At 41.1% G+C, this 18,276-nt stretch carries 18 protein-coding genes and 2 pseudogenes; 10 read left to right on the top strand and 10 right to left on the bottom strand.

Going from position 1 to position 18,276, the window contains the following annotated elements:
* The first annotated feature begins 217 nt into the window (after window positions 1–217).
* The gene (locus ACYRY3_RS17020) at window positions 218–670 is read left to right on the top strand and encodes a response regulator (RefSeq protein ID WP_460202806.1); all 453 of its coding nucleotides are present in this window, start codon (window positions 218–220) and stop codon (window positions 668–670) included.
* Between the two features lie 6 nt (window positions 671–676).
* Here the strand turns inward: ACYRY3_RS17020 and ACYRY3_RS17025 are convergent, their stop codons facing one another.
* The 3 genes from ACYRY3_RS17025 to ACYRY3_RS17035 all read right to left on the bottom strand — a co-directional run bounded on the left by ACYRY3_RS17025 (window position 677) and on the right by ACYRY3_RS17035 (window position 4,181).
* On the bottom strand, window positions 677–1,276 hold the full coding sequence (locus ACYRY3_RS17025) for a gamma-glutamylcyclotransferase (RefSeq protein ID WP_460202807.1): 600 nt from the start codon (window positions 1,274–1,276) through the stop codon (window positions 677–679).
* A gap of 260 nt (window positions 1,277–1,536) precedes the next feature.
* Complete coding sequence (locus ACYRY3_RS17030; RefSeq protein WP_460202808.1) at window positions 1,537–3,468, bottom strand: hypothetical protein; 1,932 nt, start codon at window positions 3,466–3,468, stop codon at window positions 1,537–1,539.
* Window positions 3,469–3,713: 245 nt separating this feature from the next.
* Window positions 3,714–4,181 carry a hypothetical protein gene (locus ACYRY3_RS17035; protein ID WP_460202809.1) on the bottom strand — a complete coding sequence of 156 codons (468 nt, stop codon included), beginning with the start codon at window positions 4,179–4,181 and terminating at the stop codon, window positions 3,714–3,716.
* A 406-nt stretch (window positions 4,182–4,587) separates the two neighbouring features.
* On the opposite strand from ACYRY3_RS17035, the gene ACYRY3_RS17040 reads away from it, so the two are divergent.
* Window positions 4,588–5,838, top strand: coding sequence for a glycoside hydrolase family 10 protein (locus ACYRY3_RS17040; protein WP_460202810.1), 1,251 nt, complete (start codon window positions 4,588–4,590; stop codon window positions 5,836–5,838).
* A gap of 78 nt (window positions 5,839–5,916) precedes the next feature.
* On the opposite strand, the pseudogene ACYRY3_RS17045 reads toward ACYRY3_RS17040, so the two are convergent.
* A pseudogene (locus tag ACYRY3_RS17045) lies at window positions 5,917–6,513 on the bottom strand (site-2 protease family protein); the annotation flags it as partial.
* Between ACYRY3_RS17045 and ACYRY3_RS17050 the strand changes: the two are divergent.
* Window positions 6,512–6,760 (top strand): annotated as a pseudogene (locus ACYRY3_RS17050) (Uma2 family endonuclease); the annotation flags it as partial. The pseudogenes ACYRY3_RS17045 and ACYRY3_RS17050 sit on opposite strands and share 2 nt — an antisense overlap.
* 27 nt (window positions 6,761–6,787) lie before the next feature.
* Here ACYRY3_RS17050 and ACYRY3_RS17055 read toward each other — a convergent pair.
* The gene (locus ACYRY3_RS17055) at window positions 6,788–7,525 is read right to left on the bottom strand and encodes an SDR family oxidoreductase (RefSeq protein ID WP_460202811.1); all 738 of its coding nucleotides are present in this window, start codon (window positions 7,523–7,525) and stop codon (window positions 6,788–6,790) included.
* A 132-nt stretch (window positions 7,526–7,657) separates the two neighbouring features.
* On the opposite strand from ACYRY3_RS17055, the gene ACYRY3_RS17060 reads away from it, so the two are divergent.
* Window positions 7,658–7,762: a 4-Cys prefix domain-containing protein gene (locus tag ACYRY3_RS17060; protein ID WP_460202812.1), complete on the top strand. Its 105-nt coding sequence runs from the start codon at window positions 7,658–7,660 to the stop codon at window positions 7,760–7,762.
* A 120-nt stretch (window positions 7,763–7,882) separates the two neighbouring features.
* Here ACYRY3_RS17060 and ACYRY3_RS17065 read toward each other — a convergent pair whose 3' ends face one another.
* The 4 genes from ACYRY3_RS17065 to ACYRY3_RS17080 form a co-directional block, all read right to left on the bottom strand.
* The gene (locus ACYRY3_RS17065) at window positions 7,883–8,455 is read right to left on the bottom strand and encodes a Uma2 family endonuclease (protein ID WP_460202813.1); all 573 of its coding nucleotides are present in this window, start codon (window positions 8,453–8,455) and stop codon (window positions 7,883–7,885) included.
* Window positions 8,456–8,536: 81 nt separating this feature from the next.
* The gene (locus ACYRY3_RS17070) at window positions 8,537–8,986 is read right to left on the bottom strand and encodes an HNH endonuclease (RefSeq protein WP_460202814.1); all 450 of its coding nucleotides are present in this window, start codon (window positions 8,984–8,986) and stop codon (window positions 8,537–8,539) included.
* Between the two features lie 11 nt (window positions 8,987–8,997).
* Complete coding sequence (locus ACYRY3_RS17075) at window positions 8,998–9,438, bottom strand: hypothetical protein (RefSeq protein WP_460202815.1); 441 nt, start codon at window positions 9,436–9,438, stop codon at window positions 8,998–9,000.
* A 12-nt stretch (window positions 9,439–9,450) separates the two neighbouring features.
* A complete protein-coding gene (locus ACYRY3_RS17080) occupies window positions 9,451–10,035 on the bottom strand; it encodes a hypothetical protein (protein ID WP_460202816.1) in 585 nt (194 codons plus the stop codon).
* Window positions 10,036–10,559: 524 nt separating this feature from the next.
* Here ACYRY3_RS17080 and pbpC point away from each other — a divergent pair.
* From pbpC to ACYRY3_RS17095, 3 genes are all read left to right on the top strand, one after another.
* Complete coding sequence (gene pbpC, locus ACYRY3_RS17085) at window positions 10,560–12,890, top strand: penicillin-binding protein 1C (RefSeq protein ID WP_460202825.1); 2,331 nt, start codon at window positions 10,560–10,562, stop codon at window positions 12,888–12,890.
* A 120-nt stretch (window positions 12,891–13,010) separates the two neighbouring features.
* Window positions 13,011–13,775, top strand: coding sequence for a dienelactone hydrolase family protein (locus ACYRY3_RS17090; RefSeq protein WP_460202817.1), 765 nt, complete (start codon window positions 13,011–13,013; stop codon window positions 13,773–13,775).
* Window positions 13,776–13,895: 120 nt separating this feature from the next.
* Window positions 13,896–14,477 carry a beta-class carbonic anhydrase gene (locus ACYRY3_RS17095; protein ID WP_460202818.1) on the top strand — a complete coding sequence of 194 codons (582 nt, stop codon included), beginning with the start codon at window positions 13,896–13,898 and terminating at the stop codon, window positions 14,475–14,477.
* Window positions 14,478–14,501: 24 nt separating this feature from the next.
* Here ACYRY3_RS17095 and ACYRY3_RS17100 read toward each other — a convergent pair whose 3' ends face one another.
* Window positions 14,502–15,197, bottom strand: coding sequence for a class I SAM-dependent DNA methyltransferase (locus tag ACYRY3_RS17100; RefSeq protein ID WP_460202819.1), 696 nt, complete (start codon window positions 15,195–15,197; stop codon window positions 14,502–14,504).
* A 259-nt stretch (window positions 15,198–15,456) separates the two neighbouring features.
* Here ACYRY3_RS17100 and ACYRY3_RS17105 point away from each other — a divergent pair, with 259 nt between their 5' ends.
* The 3 genes from ACYRY3_RS17105 to ACYRY3_RS17115 form a co-directional block, all read left to right on the top strand.
* Window positions 15,457–16,686: a sulfate ABC transporter substrate-binding protein gene (locus tag ACYRY3_RS17105; RefSeq protein ID WP_460202820.1), complete on the top strand. Its 1,230-nt coding sequence runs from the start codon at window positions 15,457–15,459 to the stop codon at window positions 16,684–16,686.
* A gap of 202 nt (window positions 16,687–16,888) precedes the next feature.
* Window positions 16,889–17,893: an isopenicillin N synthase family dioxygenase gene (locus ACYRY3_RS17110; protein WP_460202826.1), complete on the top strand. Its 1,005-nt coding sequence runs from the start codon at window positions 16,889–16,891 to the stop codon at window positions 17,891–17,893.
* A 247-nt stretch (window positions 17,894–18,140) separates the two neighbouring features.
* The coding region (locus tag ACYRY3_RS17115) for a glutathione S-transferase N-terminal domain-containing protein (RefSeq protein WP_460202827.1) at window positions 18,141–18,276 on the top strand (136 nt) is incomplete at its 3' end.

Consider the following 18,276-nt stretch of genomic DNA (forward strand, 5'->3'; position numbering starts at 1 on the left):
AAACTGCAACCTGAATGAGTTTTTTTCATAAAACTTTACATAATTCTTACCAGTTACTTACTTTTTATACGTATTCTAAACATGAAGGGTCTAATTGAAACAAAGTAATGCATCTTAAAACAGCTAAGCTCAAAGCTTGGACTAAGTTGAGACAATTAACTGTTTGACAATGCGTAAATTCTAATCTCTCTTAAGAGACTGTTAAAGTGAGGCGCAAATGGCAGGGATAGCATTACAAAGAAAGACTGTTTTAGTCGTAGAGGATGAACTAACAGACCAATTTCTCCTTCAAAGAGCCTTTGGTCAACTTAACCAAGAAGAATTTGCTCTGCAAGTTGTAAAAACTGCAGAAGAAGCAATGCGCTATTTGCAAGGAGCAGAGCCATATCAAGAACGAGCAGACTATCCCCTCCCTGTTTTAATTGTGCTTGATTTAAGACTTCCTGGGATGTCAGGTTTGGATTTGCTCAAATGGATTAAAAAACAACCATATTTAATGCAGTTACCCGTCATAGCTTTGACTGCATACGGTAATCGCGATTTACCCCGTGCTTATGACTTTGGCATTGACTTTTATTTACTCAAACCAATCGAAACAAATAGTTTAGCTGAAGTCTTATACGGACTTGGTATATACGGTCATAGCACAGAAAAGCAGCAGAATTCATAGTAATTATTATGCTAAGTCCAATCTAGGTTTCTCTTGATATCGCTGTTGCAACTGATGCATGTGGTGAAACAGATTCCAGCAATACTCTTCTGGCAATCCGCAAGTGACAGCACCTCTGAGAACAACGTTAAAATACCAGTCATTAGGCGCTACTTCCTCTGAAAGCTTATTCACCACAACATAAGTACGGACATTCTTATACACTTTTCCCTGACAGAAAATATCAACATATTCATGACGATAGCCGCCATGAGGAACATCCTCCCGTTTATCTAAGAGATCGCTCAATCTCCAAGGCAGTTGATAGAGTACACCTGTAACGCTGGTTTTGGAATCTTTCACCACATCCAAAACACCACATTTGCGAGTCGGTGACATCCGATAAAATCCCAATCGGTATCCTTTGAGTGTACCAGTACCAATGACATAGGGATGTGTCTTTTCACCGAGCGATCGCTTTAGATCAACAGGGCACATACAAGAACCATAAGCAAAATAATAAAACATTGCGTCTTTTTGTTGTGCCTGTTGCAGTTTCCAATCTGGGCTTGCAGCAGCTTGATTTTGTACCCAACTGTAATGAAGGTGTCCAGCTTGGTTGCTCATTTCTTACAACTATTACTAACTATTTACAATATAATATACAACTCAATAAATTTATTACACTTAATTGATGGATTAACCGTAGATTTTATAGTAGGGTGGACACCGCCCACCACAACAGCACCCTATCAGTAGGGTGGACACCGCCCACCACAACAGCACCCTATCAGTAGGGTGGGCACCGCCCACCAAACAACACCCTATCAGCACACAAAGAAATTGTACAGACGCTTCAAACAGCGCGTCTCTAGCTGTCTCTACCTTCAGTAAACCCTGTTAATCTGAACCCAGGTATTGACCAATAGCCGTAAATCCTCAGGCAAGCTATTTTGAGAAATATCGTTATATTGCACAGTACCCTTAGGGCTAGTGAGAGTATAGGTGATGTAATCAGCGCCGCCTCTGGTTGCTGGATAGCTCATATTATTGAACATATCGCTTTCTTGCCTTAACAACTTCTGAAATCTCCTCACCTGTTCTAAGGGAATGCGATGGACACTACGTTCGGAGTCATTAGCATCACCAAGCCGAACACGAATTAAATGTCCGTCATCTAGTAGAACTGTTTCATAGGTTCTACCAGCGATACCACCGCTAGCAATTTGCCGGAAAACGACATTCCTGTCCAAAGGTCGTGGTAGCTCGCTTTTTGGAATGGGAATAGGCTTAAATCCATTATTATTGGCGATTGTGCTAGCCCTTTCATCAAAAATGACAGTGCCGGATTCTGCAGCGCGATAAATCAAAACTTGTTGTCCATCACTCACAGTAACTCTCCAGCCCGGTACAACAACGGCTGCACATAAAGCCAGTGGATCTGGTATACCCAAACAACTATCAGGCCACTGTTCTTTATCTACATCAACTATCCGCAATCTTGAAATTGGTAATTCTGAACGCCTGGAAGCTCGTACTAAAATGCTCTCAGTGATATCTCTAGGTAGGCTAACATTAGGTGTTTCACCGTAATCTTGAGAAAGCTGAACTCGAGAACCACGTTCATCAGTCAGAAATACCCAACGATCTTGCCCAGTGCCCACAGTCACTTCCCAACCAGAAACTGGTACTGGATCGCAAGGATAGGGATAAGTTTGACCCTCACAACCATAAGCCCATCGTGCTGGTTTATACCCAATAATATTTAAGGAACTTCCAGGTAACCCAGACTCTCGACTTGCTTTTTCCAACACAGCAACAGCAACAGACTGTGGTAAAGCGGGAATGGTACTTGCAGTGTCATTTAGCCTCACTTCTCTACCATTAGGATGGGCATGGAACACTAAAGTTTGTCTACCACCCACTACAGTAACTTTCCACGCTCTTGTAGCAGCCTCCGTACAAGTCTCGCCCGGTTGAGGGAGATTCAAACAACCATCTGTCGTAATCTGTTGACTGTTCACAATACGTAGTTGAGAAATAGCCAATCCTGTGAAATCCGAAGCAGCTTCCAAGACAACATTACTTACTCTTTGAGGCAAACTTCCATCCTTGATGTCACTTGCCCTCTGATTGAGCCTGATAGCCGAACCGTTTGTATTGGTGTGATAAACTAGCCTTTGTTCTGCTGCACCTACAACTATCCGCCAACCTGGGACTATGGCTTGAGTACAACCTTCACCCGGCTTTGGTAGGTTCAAACAGCCATTGCTCCAATCTCTCTTTTGGACTTCAATGACAGACAATTGGTCAACTGGCAATTCTAAGCGTCCAGATGCAGTTTGTAGCACAGCTTTTTTAACAGATTGTGGCAAATTGTTTTGAATTTGCTTTGCCAAGCGAAGGTAACGCCCAGTGCTATTGGTGTGATATGTCCAATTTTGACTGCCATTAGACACAACAACTCGCCAGCCTGGAACTTGAGCTTGAGTGCAAAGTTCCTTAGGGTTGGGCAAATCCAAGCATCCATTGCCCCAAGTACGCTGGCTGTAGTCAATGATTTCCAAATTTTTAATGGGGATTTGCTTTTTACTTGCCAAATCTCGTTTAATTGCAGAAGCTACTGAAGTCGGCAAGCGATTAATTTTAGTATTTTGTTTTAAGGATTTATTTACCTTTGCTGACAAAATCTTTGTAGGAGTGGCAGTTGCACCTTCTGGCACACCGGCATTTCCAACAGACAAGATGCTAGTTAATACCAAGGCAGTCAAAATCTTTGCTTGTTTAGTGGTACTATAATTTTTAGGGGTGTGTCTCATGGTGATATTTCAGCAATAGTCATCGTAAAGACGTTGTATGCAACGCCTGTATACTAGTAGATAGTTATTAGTGAAAAGGCGAAAAGCTAATAACTAGCCGCTATGAATGAAAATGTGTGTCATCCCAGAGTAGCGCTCTTTGGGATGCCACCAGTATCTTTCTTCTCAACCAGACATAGGTTATGGACGCTGAGTTCCTTGCTCTTTGTTCCTCTGGTTTCCCAGTTATGGATTCTGCATTTTCCTCAAGTTTCCGGGAAATCAAATCTAATGGTACAAGCTGCCCAGTTTTTTAGATCTGGTGCTAGCCAAATAAGTTTTTCCAATATTTCATCATTAACCCATATCACTAGGGGAAACTGAAACTGTTTTTGCAATTCATCTCGCATAATATTTGTAGAGACAATTAGCTGATTAATTGCAACCACTGATTCTAAACCCTTGACTATTAAAGCTTGAGGTTGAGCAGAACCAAGTAGACTAGTAACGGTTGTATAAAGAGTTTCAGATGAAGGTGGAAGTTCAATTTCTTTGATTTCTGCCGGACAAAATTCTTTTACTAAATCTAGTATTTGTCGCTGCTTCAAAGTTGACTGACAGCACGCTAAAAGCAGTGAAAACTCCCCTTGAGAGACTTTGATTGCTCTCACAAGCCTCTGTATTGGCACTGCAATGTTCATCTTACTATCTTGTGAATTAGTTAAGCTTATCATCAAATTTTCCAAATTGGGTTTTAACAAAGCCAAATAATACCAGCAAAATCACTTGTATGTATGTGGGCAAACACTGAATTATTTGTATTTAACAACGACTTGAATTTAAAGAAACCACAATATTACTTTATTTTGTTGCAATAAGTACAGTTGTTTATTTTGATATTGACTGATACAACTTTATGTTGTAACCAGCTTAAATACACATAAGAAAGACACTATTTCGTAAAATTTAAAATTTTTTTAAATTTCAACATTTGTAATGATTCAGCAAGCTCATTGAAAAGCAACTATGTAAAGAAATATAAAAAAAGCTGAAACTCTTACACTTGACAAATCAAAAATGACGAATGACAAATGACTGGTTAACTTTATTTGTGACGACCTACTTAACTTGTATCAAGCGATGAAAAATTTTTTTATTAACTTGTCTAATGTACTCCCATTCCAACATGGGCAAACTCGTAAAAACCAGGTATTGTTTTTACTCCTGGCTGCTTTGAGCATTGTAGCTACACTCATGCTGTCTTTCCCCTTGTACGCTCAAAATACTCCTCGTTCGCAGACATTTGAGTTACGGGGAGTGTGGTTAACTAATATAGATAGTGATGTCCTGTTTGAGCGCAATCGGCTTCAAGGCGCTTTGCAAACTCTTAAAAACCTCAACTTCAACATAGTGTATCCTACAGTCTGGAATTGGGGTTATACACTTTATCCTAGTAAAGTAGCACAAAGAGTTATCGGGCGATCGCTCGACCCAACCCCCGGATTGCAAGGTCGGGATATGCTCAAGGAAGTTGTTAATGTCGGTCATCGAAAAGGTTTAACAGTCATTCCCTGGTTTGAATTTGGCTTTATGGCACCAGCAGATTCACAACTAGCCAAAAATCGCCCCCAGTGGCTTACGACTCGCCAAGATGGTAGTAAGATTTGGAAGGAAGGCATTCATGACCGGGTTTGGCTAAATCCCTTTCACCCGCAAGTACAACAATTTATACAAGATTTAATTGTTGAATTAGTTAAAAATTACGATATTGACGGCATTCAATTCGATGACCATTTTGGCTTACCCTCAGAACTCGGATATGATGCCTACACGGCTGCATTGTACAAAAAAGAACATAATGGGAAAGCTCCGCCAGCGAATTCAAAAGACCCAGAATGGGTACAGTGGAGAGCCAACAAAATTACTGACTATATGAAGCAAGTCTTTAAAGCTATTAAAGCAACTAAGAACAATTGTCTTGTTTCAGTCGCGCCTAATCCCCAACGCTTCTCCTACGAATTCTTCCTAGCAGATTGGCAACGGTGGGAAAGGATGGGACTTATCGAGGAACTTGTTATACAAGTCTATCGGAATGATTTGAGCGTCTTTATTAGCGAATTAGAATATCCAGAAGTAAAAGCGGCAAAAAGCCATATTCCTGTTAGTATAGGTATTATTACTGGCTTAAAAGGGAAATACGTGCCCGTGAAACAAATAGAAACTCAAGTGCAGAAAGTCCGAGAACGCAATTTTGCCGGAGTCTCCTTCTTTTTCTATGAAACTCTCTGGAATATGACTGACGAAAAGCTACAACAGCGCCAGTTAGCTTTTAAAAAAATCTTTCCCCAACCTGTTGCCTATCCCAATCTGCTAGCAGGGTGGAGACCATAGTCAAGGATAAAGGATGAAGGATAAAGTATGAAAAAACTAATACTTTATCCTTGCTCCTTTATACTTCATACTTTAACTTTATCCGCCGATTCCTAAACGTCCGGCTAACCCTGGAGTTAAGGGTAATAGAGTTGCAATCATCAAGAACAAAGCCAAAAGACCCAAAGCAGCACGTGCGTCATCTGGTTCACTGATTTCATTTAAGCTAGGACGTTCTAAATCTCGTTGTAGGAACAGAATAACAATTGCCCAGTACATAGCTAGTGGAGTACCAAGAGAGACTAACGCCAGCAGAATTAATGTCGCAATAGTTGCCCTTCCTGCTGTTTTGCGTCCGTAAATCGCTTGAACAATGCGACCTCCATCCAGTTGACCTGCAGGCATCAAATTTAGGGCAGTGATAACCAATCCTAGCCAGCCAACTACAACCAGTGGATGTACATCTACTAAGGGTGACTGTAAAGTAGATCCAAGGATAACCCGCGCTAGGGTTCCTACCAAAATGGAACTTGAGAAAAACTGGTTTGGCAATTGAAACAAACTGCCTGGATGGGAAAGCAGTAAACCCGTGACCAGCATTAATAAAGAAATAATTCCCCCAGCCGCAGGTCCTGCTAAGGCAATGTCAAACAAAACTTTGCGGTTTGGTAATAAAGATTCAAAGCGGGTGATTGATGATTACTTGAAAAAGTTTGCGGATTATGAAGAAATGGGTATTCCTGAGTACTGGATTGCGGACTACCCTGCTTTGGGTGGCAAACTGTTCATTGGCAATCCAAAGCAACCCACTCTCTCCATTTATGAATTGATTGAAGGTGAATATCAGCGAGTGACCCAATTTCGCGGAGACGATCGCATTATCTCACCGACTTTTCCTGAATTAAATCTAACTGTGCGGCAAATTTTTCAGGCAAGGGCTTAGTATTGCACTGCACCGCGCCGAACTTGCTTACCAATCCGTGCTACCAACAAAAATAGTTGCCCCACTTTCTAGTTCAGGGTCAGCACTGGCATTAACAATCGCACGAGCAAACTCCTCAACAGTGGGAAGAGAACCCGCTTGTTTTCGGCGAGAGTCAATTAGACCGGGGCTTTGGCGCTGCATGAGTTTGGGTGTAATCGTCCCGTCAATTAAGTCCCCACTGACTACCACTAACTTAATGCCCTTAGTTGCCAACTGTGGAATCTGGGCACGTAAAGCGTCTTCTCCAGCTTTTTTGCTTTGGGCAACTGGCTCATAACCTGTATAAACAGGTTTTTGTCCGTAGAAGTGAGCGAGGTGGCTAGTGATGAAAACAATTCGCCCGCCAACAGGCATCAGAGGTAAGGATAAGTTAACAGCAAGAAGTTGAGCAGTTAGATTCAGGTGCATGGCATAATCTGCTGTCTTATCCTTTTCTAAGCCCCCGCTAGCATTAAGAATGAGGAGGTCAAGGCGACCAAACTGCTCCTGAATCCGTTCGATCATCGCCTGCATCTGGCTTTCATCCGTCATATCAGCTTGAACAACCAAAGCATCACGACCATATCCACGTACCGCATTAGCAATTTCCTCTGCTCGTGAACTTTTGCTGCGATAGTTGATAACTATATCAGCACCTTCAGCCGCTAACATCTGGGCAACGCTTGCGCCAATTCCTCGCGATGCTCCTGTGATGAGGGCTACTTTGGAGTGGAAATTGTTCATTTTTTTGTGCCACTTGAACTATGTGTTCGATCGCAATTGGCATTTTACCAAGTTGAACACTTAATTGAGTCACTCCGCGCACGCTTCGTGACGCGGATTCAGGCAAAACCGTGTTGCAAATGACATAACACCATGTGTCTGTGCATTAATCCACAATGTCCAAAACTGCAAAATCCTGACAATATCTTGTTTTGCCAAGCTTGTGGTTCAGAATTGCTTTTAGAAGGGCAGTATTAAGTAATACTATGTTCGGATGAACACTTACACTAGGTTTGTCGTTGGGATGCATGCGAAGACAGCGCAACTACGAACAAATTATTTTATAAGTTATTAACTGAACATGATATAATTTACACGTTAGGGGAAAATTCGGTTTAAGTCTAAAGATGCATCGTTAAACTCAGGAATGGTCAAAGATTGATTGGGGAGAAAAATTTGCTTGCTAATATAGCTAAATTCGCTTTGAGCATTTTGATAGGGTTGGCTGTAACACTCTAACTGACGAGCATTCAAATTCACAATCCAATAATTACCAATTCCACTTTCTGCATACAACGATAGCTTTGTTGTTTGGTCGTAAGTCAACGTGGAATCAGAAACTTCTATTACGAGCACAATTTCTTGGGGGTAGGGATGATGTGCCAAATAGTCAGTTTCGTTTCCGCGTGCAATAACTGCATCTGGTTCGGGTTCGCTATTGTTCGGTAGAGTTATTGGTTCTTGACATCGCACAACGGCTCTATCACCCAACAATCGATCCAATTGACGGCAAAGTCTGGTTGTAGAAAATGTATGAGATGTCCCCTTGGCTGTCATTTGAATCAACTCTCCTCGAATTAATTCTATACGGTCATCTTCTGTCAAAAAACCGAGTTCAATTAACCGATGATACTCGTCGATGGTAAACCGTTTTGGGGTGACAACAGCCATGAGGTATCCTTTGCGATCGCAAAAAATTCTCTACATTATTTTTCAGCATAACATGGCTGCAATTGTGGCATCTAACATTAATTATTCCTTCAAAGACTTTAGCAGTTGGTTGGGACGTGCAGCTTGTATAGCAGGCAATAGTTCGGGATGATGAACAAACATATAATGCTCGTACTCGAACCAATGCTTCTCCCCTTTCTCTTGGTTGCAAGCTCTGCAAATCACCCAAAAATTTCTAAAGTCCATTGATAACCAAGGATACTGCGATCGCGGTAGTTTATGGTCGATTGTCCTACCACCACATTCAGAGAATTTATGCTCACAAATTGGACAATGCCAATCTGAATGTTCTTTTGCCCAATCCTGACTTTCCTTGGTAGTTCCACACTCGCTGTCACCATTAATGTATCGCCAATTATCAAATTTCTTGTAATCCTCAAAATCCTGGCGAGTCAGTCGGTGATACCGCTTTTTGCCAATCTCATCTGCTAGCTGAAATAATTCTTTAAGCTCCTTGCCCTCTAGATCCACAGTATCCCTCACTAAAGTTTAGCTGTTCGATATGTCTTTTGATTGCGTTTTTGCCAAGATTTCTTAGTTGTTTTCTTGCTATAGTCAATAACCTCAATCTCGGTATCGGGAAATTGCTGCTCTATTAGAGATCCAATTTCAGCAACTTCTTTAGAAAACTGCTGGTTAAACTCTTCTATCTCATTGGGAGTGAGATACTTGTTACCAATACGATCTGCCTCTAAGAACAGTTCTTCTAGAGTCATATCTTCAAATTGGGACTTATCTAAAAATTCCTCAATTTTCTGGTAAAGGTTAATGACATTATTCCATCCAACATTTTTGTAGTTATTATCTTTTAACCACTTCTGGTGTTCCTTTTTGAGTTTCTTTCGATTCTTTGAGTTGGCGCATTGTACCTCACCGTAACTCATTCCATTGAAATCCCTTGTTTGTTTTTTTGGGCGTGCCATTGGCTTGGTACCTTATCCTAATGTCCATCTAAATAGCCTGATTAAAGCTTTTCGGATTTCGCTGTCTTCATATTGAAGAAGCATTTTTGTATCTCTTGCCAACCTAAGTCTGATTTGATCGACTATGTTTTTCAAATCTTTGTTTTCTTTCTTCAACTGTGTGTTAGCTAGTATTATTTCGTCATTTTGAGTGGTTAAAATCTGTACTTTAGAAGATAGAGAACTATTTGTAGAAGATAAGTCTTCAATTTCAGATTGAAGCTTTCTCTGTTCTTCCTCTAAAAGCTTCTTTCTGTTCTCAAGATTTGTCTTGGCTTCCTCTATAGATGCAATAGATTTTTCTAATTGAACGTATTCTGCTTGTAAAGCCTCATATTTACGTTCTGCTTGATTGCGTGCCCTGGCGTACTGAGAATTATTACGTCCTAGAGTAGAGTTCTTGTCAGCATAAGAGCCAACGAGTTTTGCAGCACTCGGTTCTCTATCGAGAAGAGCGAGCAGTCTTTCACACTCTTCCTTAGTCAGTGGCTGACTGATATTCTTATTGATACTAAATTTTGCTTTCAAAGCATTTTGCAAATCATCTTTGGATGCCATTAGTTATCTCCTAAAGCATTGATAGCTTGGCATCCCCGAACAGGGTGAATAAAATTTACTAGCTTCATAACAATCTTGATTCTGAGGCAGTAGAATTCTTTTTAAGATTACTTTTTATAGTGGAAGTACGAGTAGGTTGTGCATAAACAGATGGAGTCAGCACACTGCTAAGTACAAACAAAGCTATGATGTAATTGCTACACGGCAAGTTTAGTTAAATTCCCAGTCGCTCACTGCATTTTCTCCTTTATTGTTTAATATTTACAACATTAACACAATTAGTACTAAGTAGCTACTATGTACTTTCCTACACTAGAAAACAATTAAATTTTGCTTCCCCTAACTGCCTATTCCCCACTCTCTTTTTCAATTCATAAAGTTAATATTACGTCCGGATAAATACTTACAAAAAATACCTTACCCGTCTGATGCTACCCTTTGCAAAGGAAGGGATAAAATTTGGGTATCGTAAGTAATCAGCAGGATAAATTAAATGCAATACACGTTAGAGGGCGAATGTGCAGATGAAACTGGTTTTGCGATCGCTAATCTATATTAAAGAGAAACTGTGGCATCAGCTGAATCACAGAACTTGCAAAGTTATCCTAGTGTTCCTACTGATATGCGTGACAGTACGCATACTGCCATATTGTGTACCCATTCGCTCCACTGATATTGCTCAACAACAACTAGCACTCGAATTTCTTGACCGAAATGGGCTACCTTTGGGAACATTACTGACACGCGACCAAGAGCATACATCTGTAGTGCCATTGAACCAAGTTTCTTCTGTTTTTATCCAAGCTATATTAGCTGCAGAAGATGGAGATTTTTATCATCATGGGGCGTTGGATTTAAAAGCTGCAGCCCGTGCAGTTAAAGATGCAATGTATTCCAGAAAGATTGTTTCCGGTGCTTCCACAGTTACCATGCAGTTAGCACGGATGCTAAATCCAGTCCCCCGTACTCTATCAGGCAAAGTTCAAGAAATTTGGCTTTCCTGGCGCTTAACAGCAGGAATGAGTAAAGACGAAATTCTTTGTGCATATATCAACCGTCTGCCAATGGGAGGGAATATCTATGGTGTGGAAGCAGCAGCCCGTACCTATTTTTCCATACCAGCTAGTGACATCAATCTTGCTCAAGCCAGCCTCCTTGCTGCTATTCCCAATAATCCCACTTACTTCGATCCACTTCACCATTATCCACGTCTGAAGCAGCGCCAAAAATACGTCCTTCATCGTATGGTACAAGACGGGTATGTTACCCCCTCTCAAGCAAAACAAGCATACGCTGAAGAAATTGTGTTTCAATCTCGTCAAAGGGGAATTATTGCTGCACCCCACTTTTTGTTTTGGTTGTCTGCTCAAATCCACCCAACTCCTTCCCGCCGGGACAAGGCGGAATGGAAATCTAACCCAATCCTGACGACTATAGATCTTCCTTTACAGCAGTTTGTGGAAGCACAGGTGCAGGTAGTGATTTCTACCCTCGCTAACAACAATGTTCATCATGCAGCTGCTTTGGTTATTGACAACCACACTGGGGAAGTTTTGGCTTATGTGGGTTCACCTGACTATTTTGATGAAACAAAGCTAGGACGCAATGATGGAGTACAAGCATTGCGTCAACCGGGTTCTACCCTCAAACCATTTCTGTATGAGTTGGCTTTGGAGAAAGGTCTCATCCGCCCGAATACCATCTTGGCTGATGTACCTGCTCACTACGCAATTCCCGGAGCGAAACTGTACAGCCCAACAGATTATAATAAAAGATTTTTAGGGCCAGTGCGGGTGCGTGTTGCTTTGGCGAATTCTTTGAATATTCCAGCGATACGGGTGTTAGAAAAGGTAGGTGTGCCAACTTTTCTCAATCGTCTTCACCAACTGGGCTTTGAACATCTCACCCAGTCACCAGAGTACTATGGGTTGGGGTTAACTCTCGGTAGTGGTGAGGTCAGTTTGTGGGAGTTAGCCCGTGCTTATCTTACTATGGCACGAGAAGGAGAAGTTACGCCGCTCCTCACTACACTTTCTCATTTTTCAAGCCAAAATCCAAAATCTCACATCCAAAATCCAACGACATGGCAACTTATGACAGATATGTTAAGCGATCGCCATGCCCGTGCAACTGCATTTGGTGTAGATTCAGTACTGAATTTACCGTTTCCGACTGCTGTTAAAACTGGGACTTCCTCTAATTTTCGCGACACTTGGACGGTTGGATTTACGACTGACTACACTGTAGCAACTTGGGTAGGCAATTTTGATGGCGATCCCATGCGTCAGGTTTCCGGTGTGACTGGTGCAGCACCATTATGGAATCGAATCATGTTACACCTGCACCAGAAGCAAGAACCATTCGGTTTTACTCCTCCAGAAGGTATGGTACAACTACCTATTTGTGCTGTTTCCGGGTTAAAACCAACACCAGATTGTTCTTCAGTGGTACGGGAGTATTTTTATCCAGAAACCGTCCAAGATTACCAGCACCAAAACCAATTTCAATTATCTCACGAGTATGATGATTGGTTGGCAAAGCAAGAGCAACCTGGGTTGACTTCAAGCCAGTTCAAGATTGTATCTCCCCATCAGGGCGATTTGTTCTTGCTGTATCCGGGTGATGAAGCAAAACAAAGACTGGAGTTCAAATTAGCAGGGACATCAAAAGCAACCGTAGAGTGGTGGTTAAATGGTGAAAAGCTAGGGACGGATTCTTCTGGTTCTGTCTTTTGGAATCTGCGTCCTGGGAAGTGGGTCTTGGAAGCCAGTAGTGGTGGAATGAGCGATCGCGTAACTTTTCAAGTGGAATTTGCTACTCTTAAGCCTACACGTCGGGGGTTTTCAGTAAAGTAAGCTCGGTTTTTCATCTGTCGCGTAAGCTATCATTTTGCATTTTTTACTAAAATACAGTATATTGATTAAATTACCGTAGTATAAATCAAGAAATATCTTCAAAAATTTCAAATAACACTCATGACTCATACTGAAATTCTGACTTCTAACGTTAAAATCCCCAATGGAGATTTACAAATAGAGGCTTACTTGGCTCAACCCGCAACAGTAGGTGCTGTTCCTGCTGTTATCGTGGTTCAAGAAATTTTTGGTGTCAATAATCACATTAGGGAAGTCACAGAGCGCTTGGCTAAAGAAGGATATGTTGCGATCGCGCCTGCTTTGTTTCAACGTATTGCTCCCGGTTTTGAGGCTGGATACACCCCAGAAGATATTCAGCTAGCAAGACAGTATAAAGACCAAACCAAAGCCGAAGAATTGTTGAGCGATATTCAAGCCACGATTGCCTATCTAAAAAGCTTGCCAAACGTTAATAAGGATGCAATTGGTTCCATTGGTTTCTGTTTTGGCGGGCATGTGGTTTATCTAGCCGGAGTTTTACCAGATATCAAAGCCATAGCCTCGTTCTATGGTGGTGGGATTGCAACCTCAACTCCTGGCGGTGGTGTGCCTACTATCTCGCGCACTTATGAAATTAAAGGTACGATTTACGCATTCTTTGGGACTCAAGATGCTGCAATTCCCCAAGAACAAACCGAACAAATCGAAGCAGAGTTGAAGAAATACAAAATTCCCCATCGAGTATTTCGCTATGATGCAGGTCATGGGTTCTTCTGCGATCGCCGTTCTAGTTATAATGCAGAAACTGCTGCTGATGCTTGGAAACACGTTTTGGAACTTTTTCAAACGAATCTTCAACCTCTCAAACAGGCTGTTCGCCAGTAAGCCCATCTGCAATTGAACACACATTCAAATCTATGAGGTTGTCTTGAGATAGCTTGTTCTTGAGCTTTCTCATATCTGTATTAGTTGAGACTTGTATATCGAGTTAGAGGTAAAAAATTCATGAGCCAAATCTTGAAAGAAGTTCTGTCTGCCAACCAGACCCATGCCGAAAATTTTGGTGAAAAAGGTCAACTGTCAATCCTGCCTGCTCGAAGGTTTTTAATTCTAACCTGTATGGATGCTCGCTTAGATCCTGCCAAATTTGCTGGATTATCGGAAGGGGATGCCCACGTGATCCGTAATGCAGGAGGGCGTGCGAGTGATGATGCTATTCGTTCTTTAGTTATTTCTTACAAGCTTTTGGGGACTCGCGAGTGGTTTGTGATTCACCATAATGAATGTGGTATGGAAACTTTTACTAATGAAATCATGCGTAATTTATTAGCTAGTAGTTTAGAAACAGCGAGACTAGATGAGTCTGGTTGGCATGATATTGGCAAGGAAGGAGGTTCAACAGCAGGGGAATATATTGACTGGCTGACCATCAGTGACCAGGCAAAAAGTGTTTATGAAGATGTCAAGCGTATCCGTTTCCATCCTCTAGTTCCCCGTAGTATTTCTATATATGGATTTATATATGATGTAAAAACTGGAAAATTGATTGAGGTACCTGAAGCAACAGAGATTGGTAGGGCATCATGAAAAAACAACTTAGCTATCTTTACTCTAAGTCTTTATCTTTTGTCCACATGCATAAATAAAATAATTATCAGTTATGTTCACATCTACATCAAAGCCAGATTCTGTTAATTTCTTCTGAAGTTGTTCTCGTTGATAAAAAATTTTTACTACCTGAAATTCTCGCCCATCATTTAATTTACGTTGATTGTAGATATTATTATTGTTTTCTAAAATATGATTTTTGGCTGTTGATGTAGGTGAAAAACGAGAATCAATAATAAATACTTTTCCTCCTACACGTACTGATTCATAAATTTTAGTTAAAAACGAATCGAGTAAGATTGGTGGTACGTGAGATAGCCAGAAAGAGAAAAAGACTAAATCATATTCTATGTTTGGTTCCCAAGCAAATAAATCTCTTTGTTGGTATTCAACCTTTGCATTACCTAACTTTCTGCGATTAATCTCTATAACTTCTGACGAAGCATCAATTGCAGTAATTTTATTGCCAATTTTTAAAAGTTCTTGCGTCCAAATTCCCGTACCGCATGCCAACTCTAAAATATTGTCCACATTCCCAACTTTGTACAGAGCCTCTCTAACAACAGCAACTTCATCAAACCAAATTTGATTGATTTCCTGACCCCGGTCGTATCGCCCTTGCCTGTAAAACCATTGGTCGTACTCGTCAGCCCTAGCACTATAGTAAGCAATTTGCTCTTGAATAATCGCATGCGTCATTGTTCAAATTCCATTTGGTAGATGGATACTTACCCACAGCAGTTACTTGCGGAGGGAGAACTCCACCAATGCACTGCCTCCTCAATGTACTGATAAAGCTTATTTTATACTTCAACTTCATACTTTATACTTCATTTATTAGAGGCTAATTTTATTGAAGAAAAATTAACTTTTGCTTAAAAATATTTACTTACTGATGTACGATACCACAAAAATACGGTAAATAAATAAAAATTACGTATTATCCGGGGGCAATTGAATGAGCAAGTGGCAACAAACAAACAAAACAAGGGCTGATTGGATAAGGCAATTTCAGACTTATGTTGTTAAAGCTGTGCAGGCTGTTAGACAATGGAGCACTAAAGCTAGAAGAGGTTGGTTCAACAAATATTCTTTTGGAGGCTTTTTAAGCCTTGTTTTGGTAGGAGCTGGCTTGAGTATAGTGGTTGCTGCTTCTGCTGCAAGTATTAGCAATCCTTCAGAAGGGATACATTCTGGAAGCAGTGGCAATCTTATTGCTCAACAGAAGAATATTAAACTTAACCTTGTTTCCTTCTCTGTCACCCAAGCCGCACATGACAAGATTATTCCTCAATTTGTAGAAAAGTGGAAAAAAGAGCGTAACCAAAATGTTACCTTTCAGCAGAGTTATGGTGCTTCTAGCGCTCAAGCTCTTTCAGTTATTGAGGGAGGATTAGAAGCTGATGTTGTCCATCTATCCCTTGCACCAGACATCCATAAGATTGAACGAGCAGGATTGATTCAACCAGGTTGGGAGAAAGAATTTCCTAACAGCAGCATCGTCAGCAAGTCTGTCGTCGCAATTGTAACCCGTCAAGGTAATCCCAAAGGCATCAAATCATGGGTAGATTTAGCAAACAACGGAGTCAACGTGATGACACCAAACCCGATAACGTCTGGTAGCGCACGCTGGAACTTCTTAGCCTTGTGGAATGCAGCTATCAAAGCCGGAAGAGATGAGTCTAAGGCATTAGACTTTGTCAGCAACGTCTATAAAAATGCTCCTGACTTGCCTGAAAGCGCCCGTAACGCAACTGATGCCTTTTTCAAGGGAGGCAAAGGAGATGCCCTAATTACTTATGAAAATGAAGTGATTTTGAAATCTCTCAAAGGTGAAAAACCTTCATACTTCATTCCTGATGTCAATTTCTCAATTGACAACCCAGTTGCTATTGTTGATAAGAACGTAGATAAGCACGGTACCCGTGAAGTGGCAGAAGCATTCATCAAGTATCTATATACTCCAGAAGCTCAACAGGTATTTGCCCAAATTGGTTACCGACCGATTAATCCGAGCCTCGCACAAAAAAAAGAGTTTGTTGATAGGTACCCTCAGGTGAAAAATTTGTCAACAACTAATAACTATGGCGGTTGGGTAGCCATTCAGAAAAAGTTTTTTGATGATAACGGCATTTTTGCTAAAATTATGCGTAACGTCAATGCAAGTGCCAACAAAAATTTGACTTAAGGTAGTCTCGCTTTCGTTTCTTACTTGCTTGATACTCCCAATCATCCAATGACTTCTATTAGCCAAGACGTTAAGTGGATGTGGAAAAGTACAGATATGTAACGTTTCTACATTTGTGGATTCCAAGCAAGTAAGAAGCGCTACAATACCAAAAATGGAATATCAACAAGAAAATTAAACTAGCATAACAAACTTGCAAGTTGTGGGTGAAGAATTTTCGCACGTTCCTATTATAGATATCAGTGCGCTAGTGTCCAAAACTGGCGGCAGGGATGCAGTAGCTACTCAAATCGGACAAGCGTGCCGTGAGTGGGGTTTCTTTTACATTATCGGACACGGAGTTGACGAAGAGCTACAGCAACGGCTCGAGAATCTCAGCCGACAGTTTTTTGCTCAAGATATTGAAACTAAACTTGAGATTCGTATGGCTGTTGGTGGGAGAGCATGGCGCGGATACTTCCCGGTCGGCGGCGAATTGACATCAGGTAAGCCAGATTTGAAGGAGGGTATTTACTTTGGTGCAGAACTGGAGGAGAATCACCCACTTGTCAAAGCTCAAACCCCAATGCACGGTCGTAACCTTTTTCCATCAAGTATCCCTCATCTGGGTAAGACAGTACTTGAGTATATGGAGGCAATGACCAAACTAGGGCATCAGCTCATGGCTGGTATTGCTCTTAGCCTTGGATTAGAAGAGTCTTACTTTGCCGATCGCTATACAGCAGACCCACTGATGTTATTTCGTATTTTTAATTACCCTCCTAACCCACCATTATCTGAAGATGAACTGCATTGGGGCGTTGGCGAACATACTGATTACGGAGTATTAACTATTCTTAAACAGGATGATGTAGGCGGGTTGCAAGTAAAGTCAAAGTCTGGCTGGATAGATGCACCTCCCATTCCTAATTCATTTGTATGCAACATTGGGGATATGCTCGATCGCATGACCCAAGGGCTGTATCGCTCAACACCACATCGCGTTCACAATTTGTCGGGACGAGATCGTCTGTCGTTTCCATTCTTCTTCGACCCCAACTTTAATACTGAAGTAAAACCTATTGAACTAGATGGAGTGGTAGCCAAAGACGACAAAAACGAACGCTGGGATAAGGCTAGCGTTCATGAGTTTCGCGGAACCTATGGCGATTACCTGTTGAGCAAGGTGTCAAAGGTGTTCCCAGAATTGCGTCAAGATGTGCTGTAAATTTATTGAGAAAACTACTTCTATGTTTTAGAAAAGCTGTATGATATACTAAAAATACGGTAAATCTATAGATAATTAGTTATATACTGGCTATCTTTCATAGATACCTGCCAGTCTAACTATTGAATTCCAGGGCTCAAAGTAGTTTGCTCTGTATTACTGTGCCCATATAAGTTGTGTAATCCATATTGGTCTGGAACAAACAGACAGTTTTGGAAATAATGACAAATGACAAGGACAGGATTTCATGAGTAAAATACAACTTTACTTCGCCAAAGCCTCTACTTTCTCTCAACGCACTCGTGTTGTTTTGCAAGAAAAAGGAATTGACTTCACCCCGAGTGAAATTGACTTACAGAACAAACCAGATGGGGTCACACAGA

It is taken from the genome of Scytonema sp. NUACC21 (assembly GCF_054684315.1).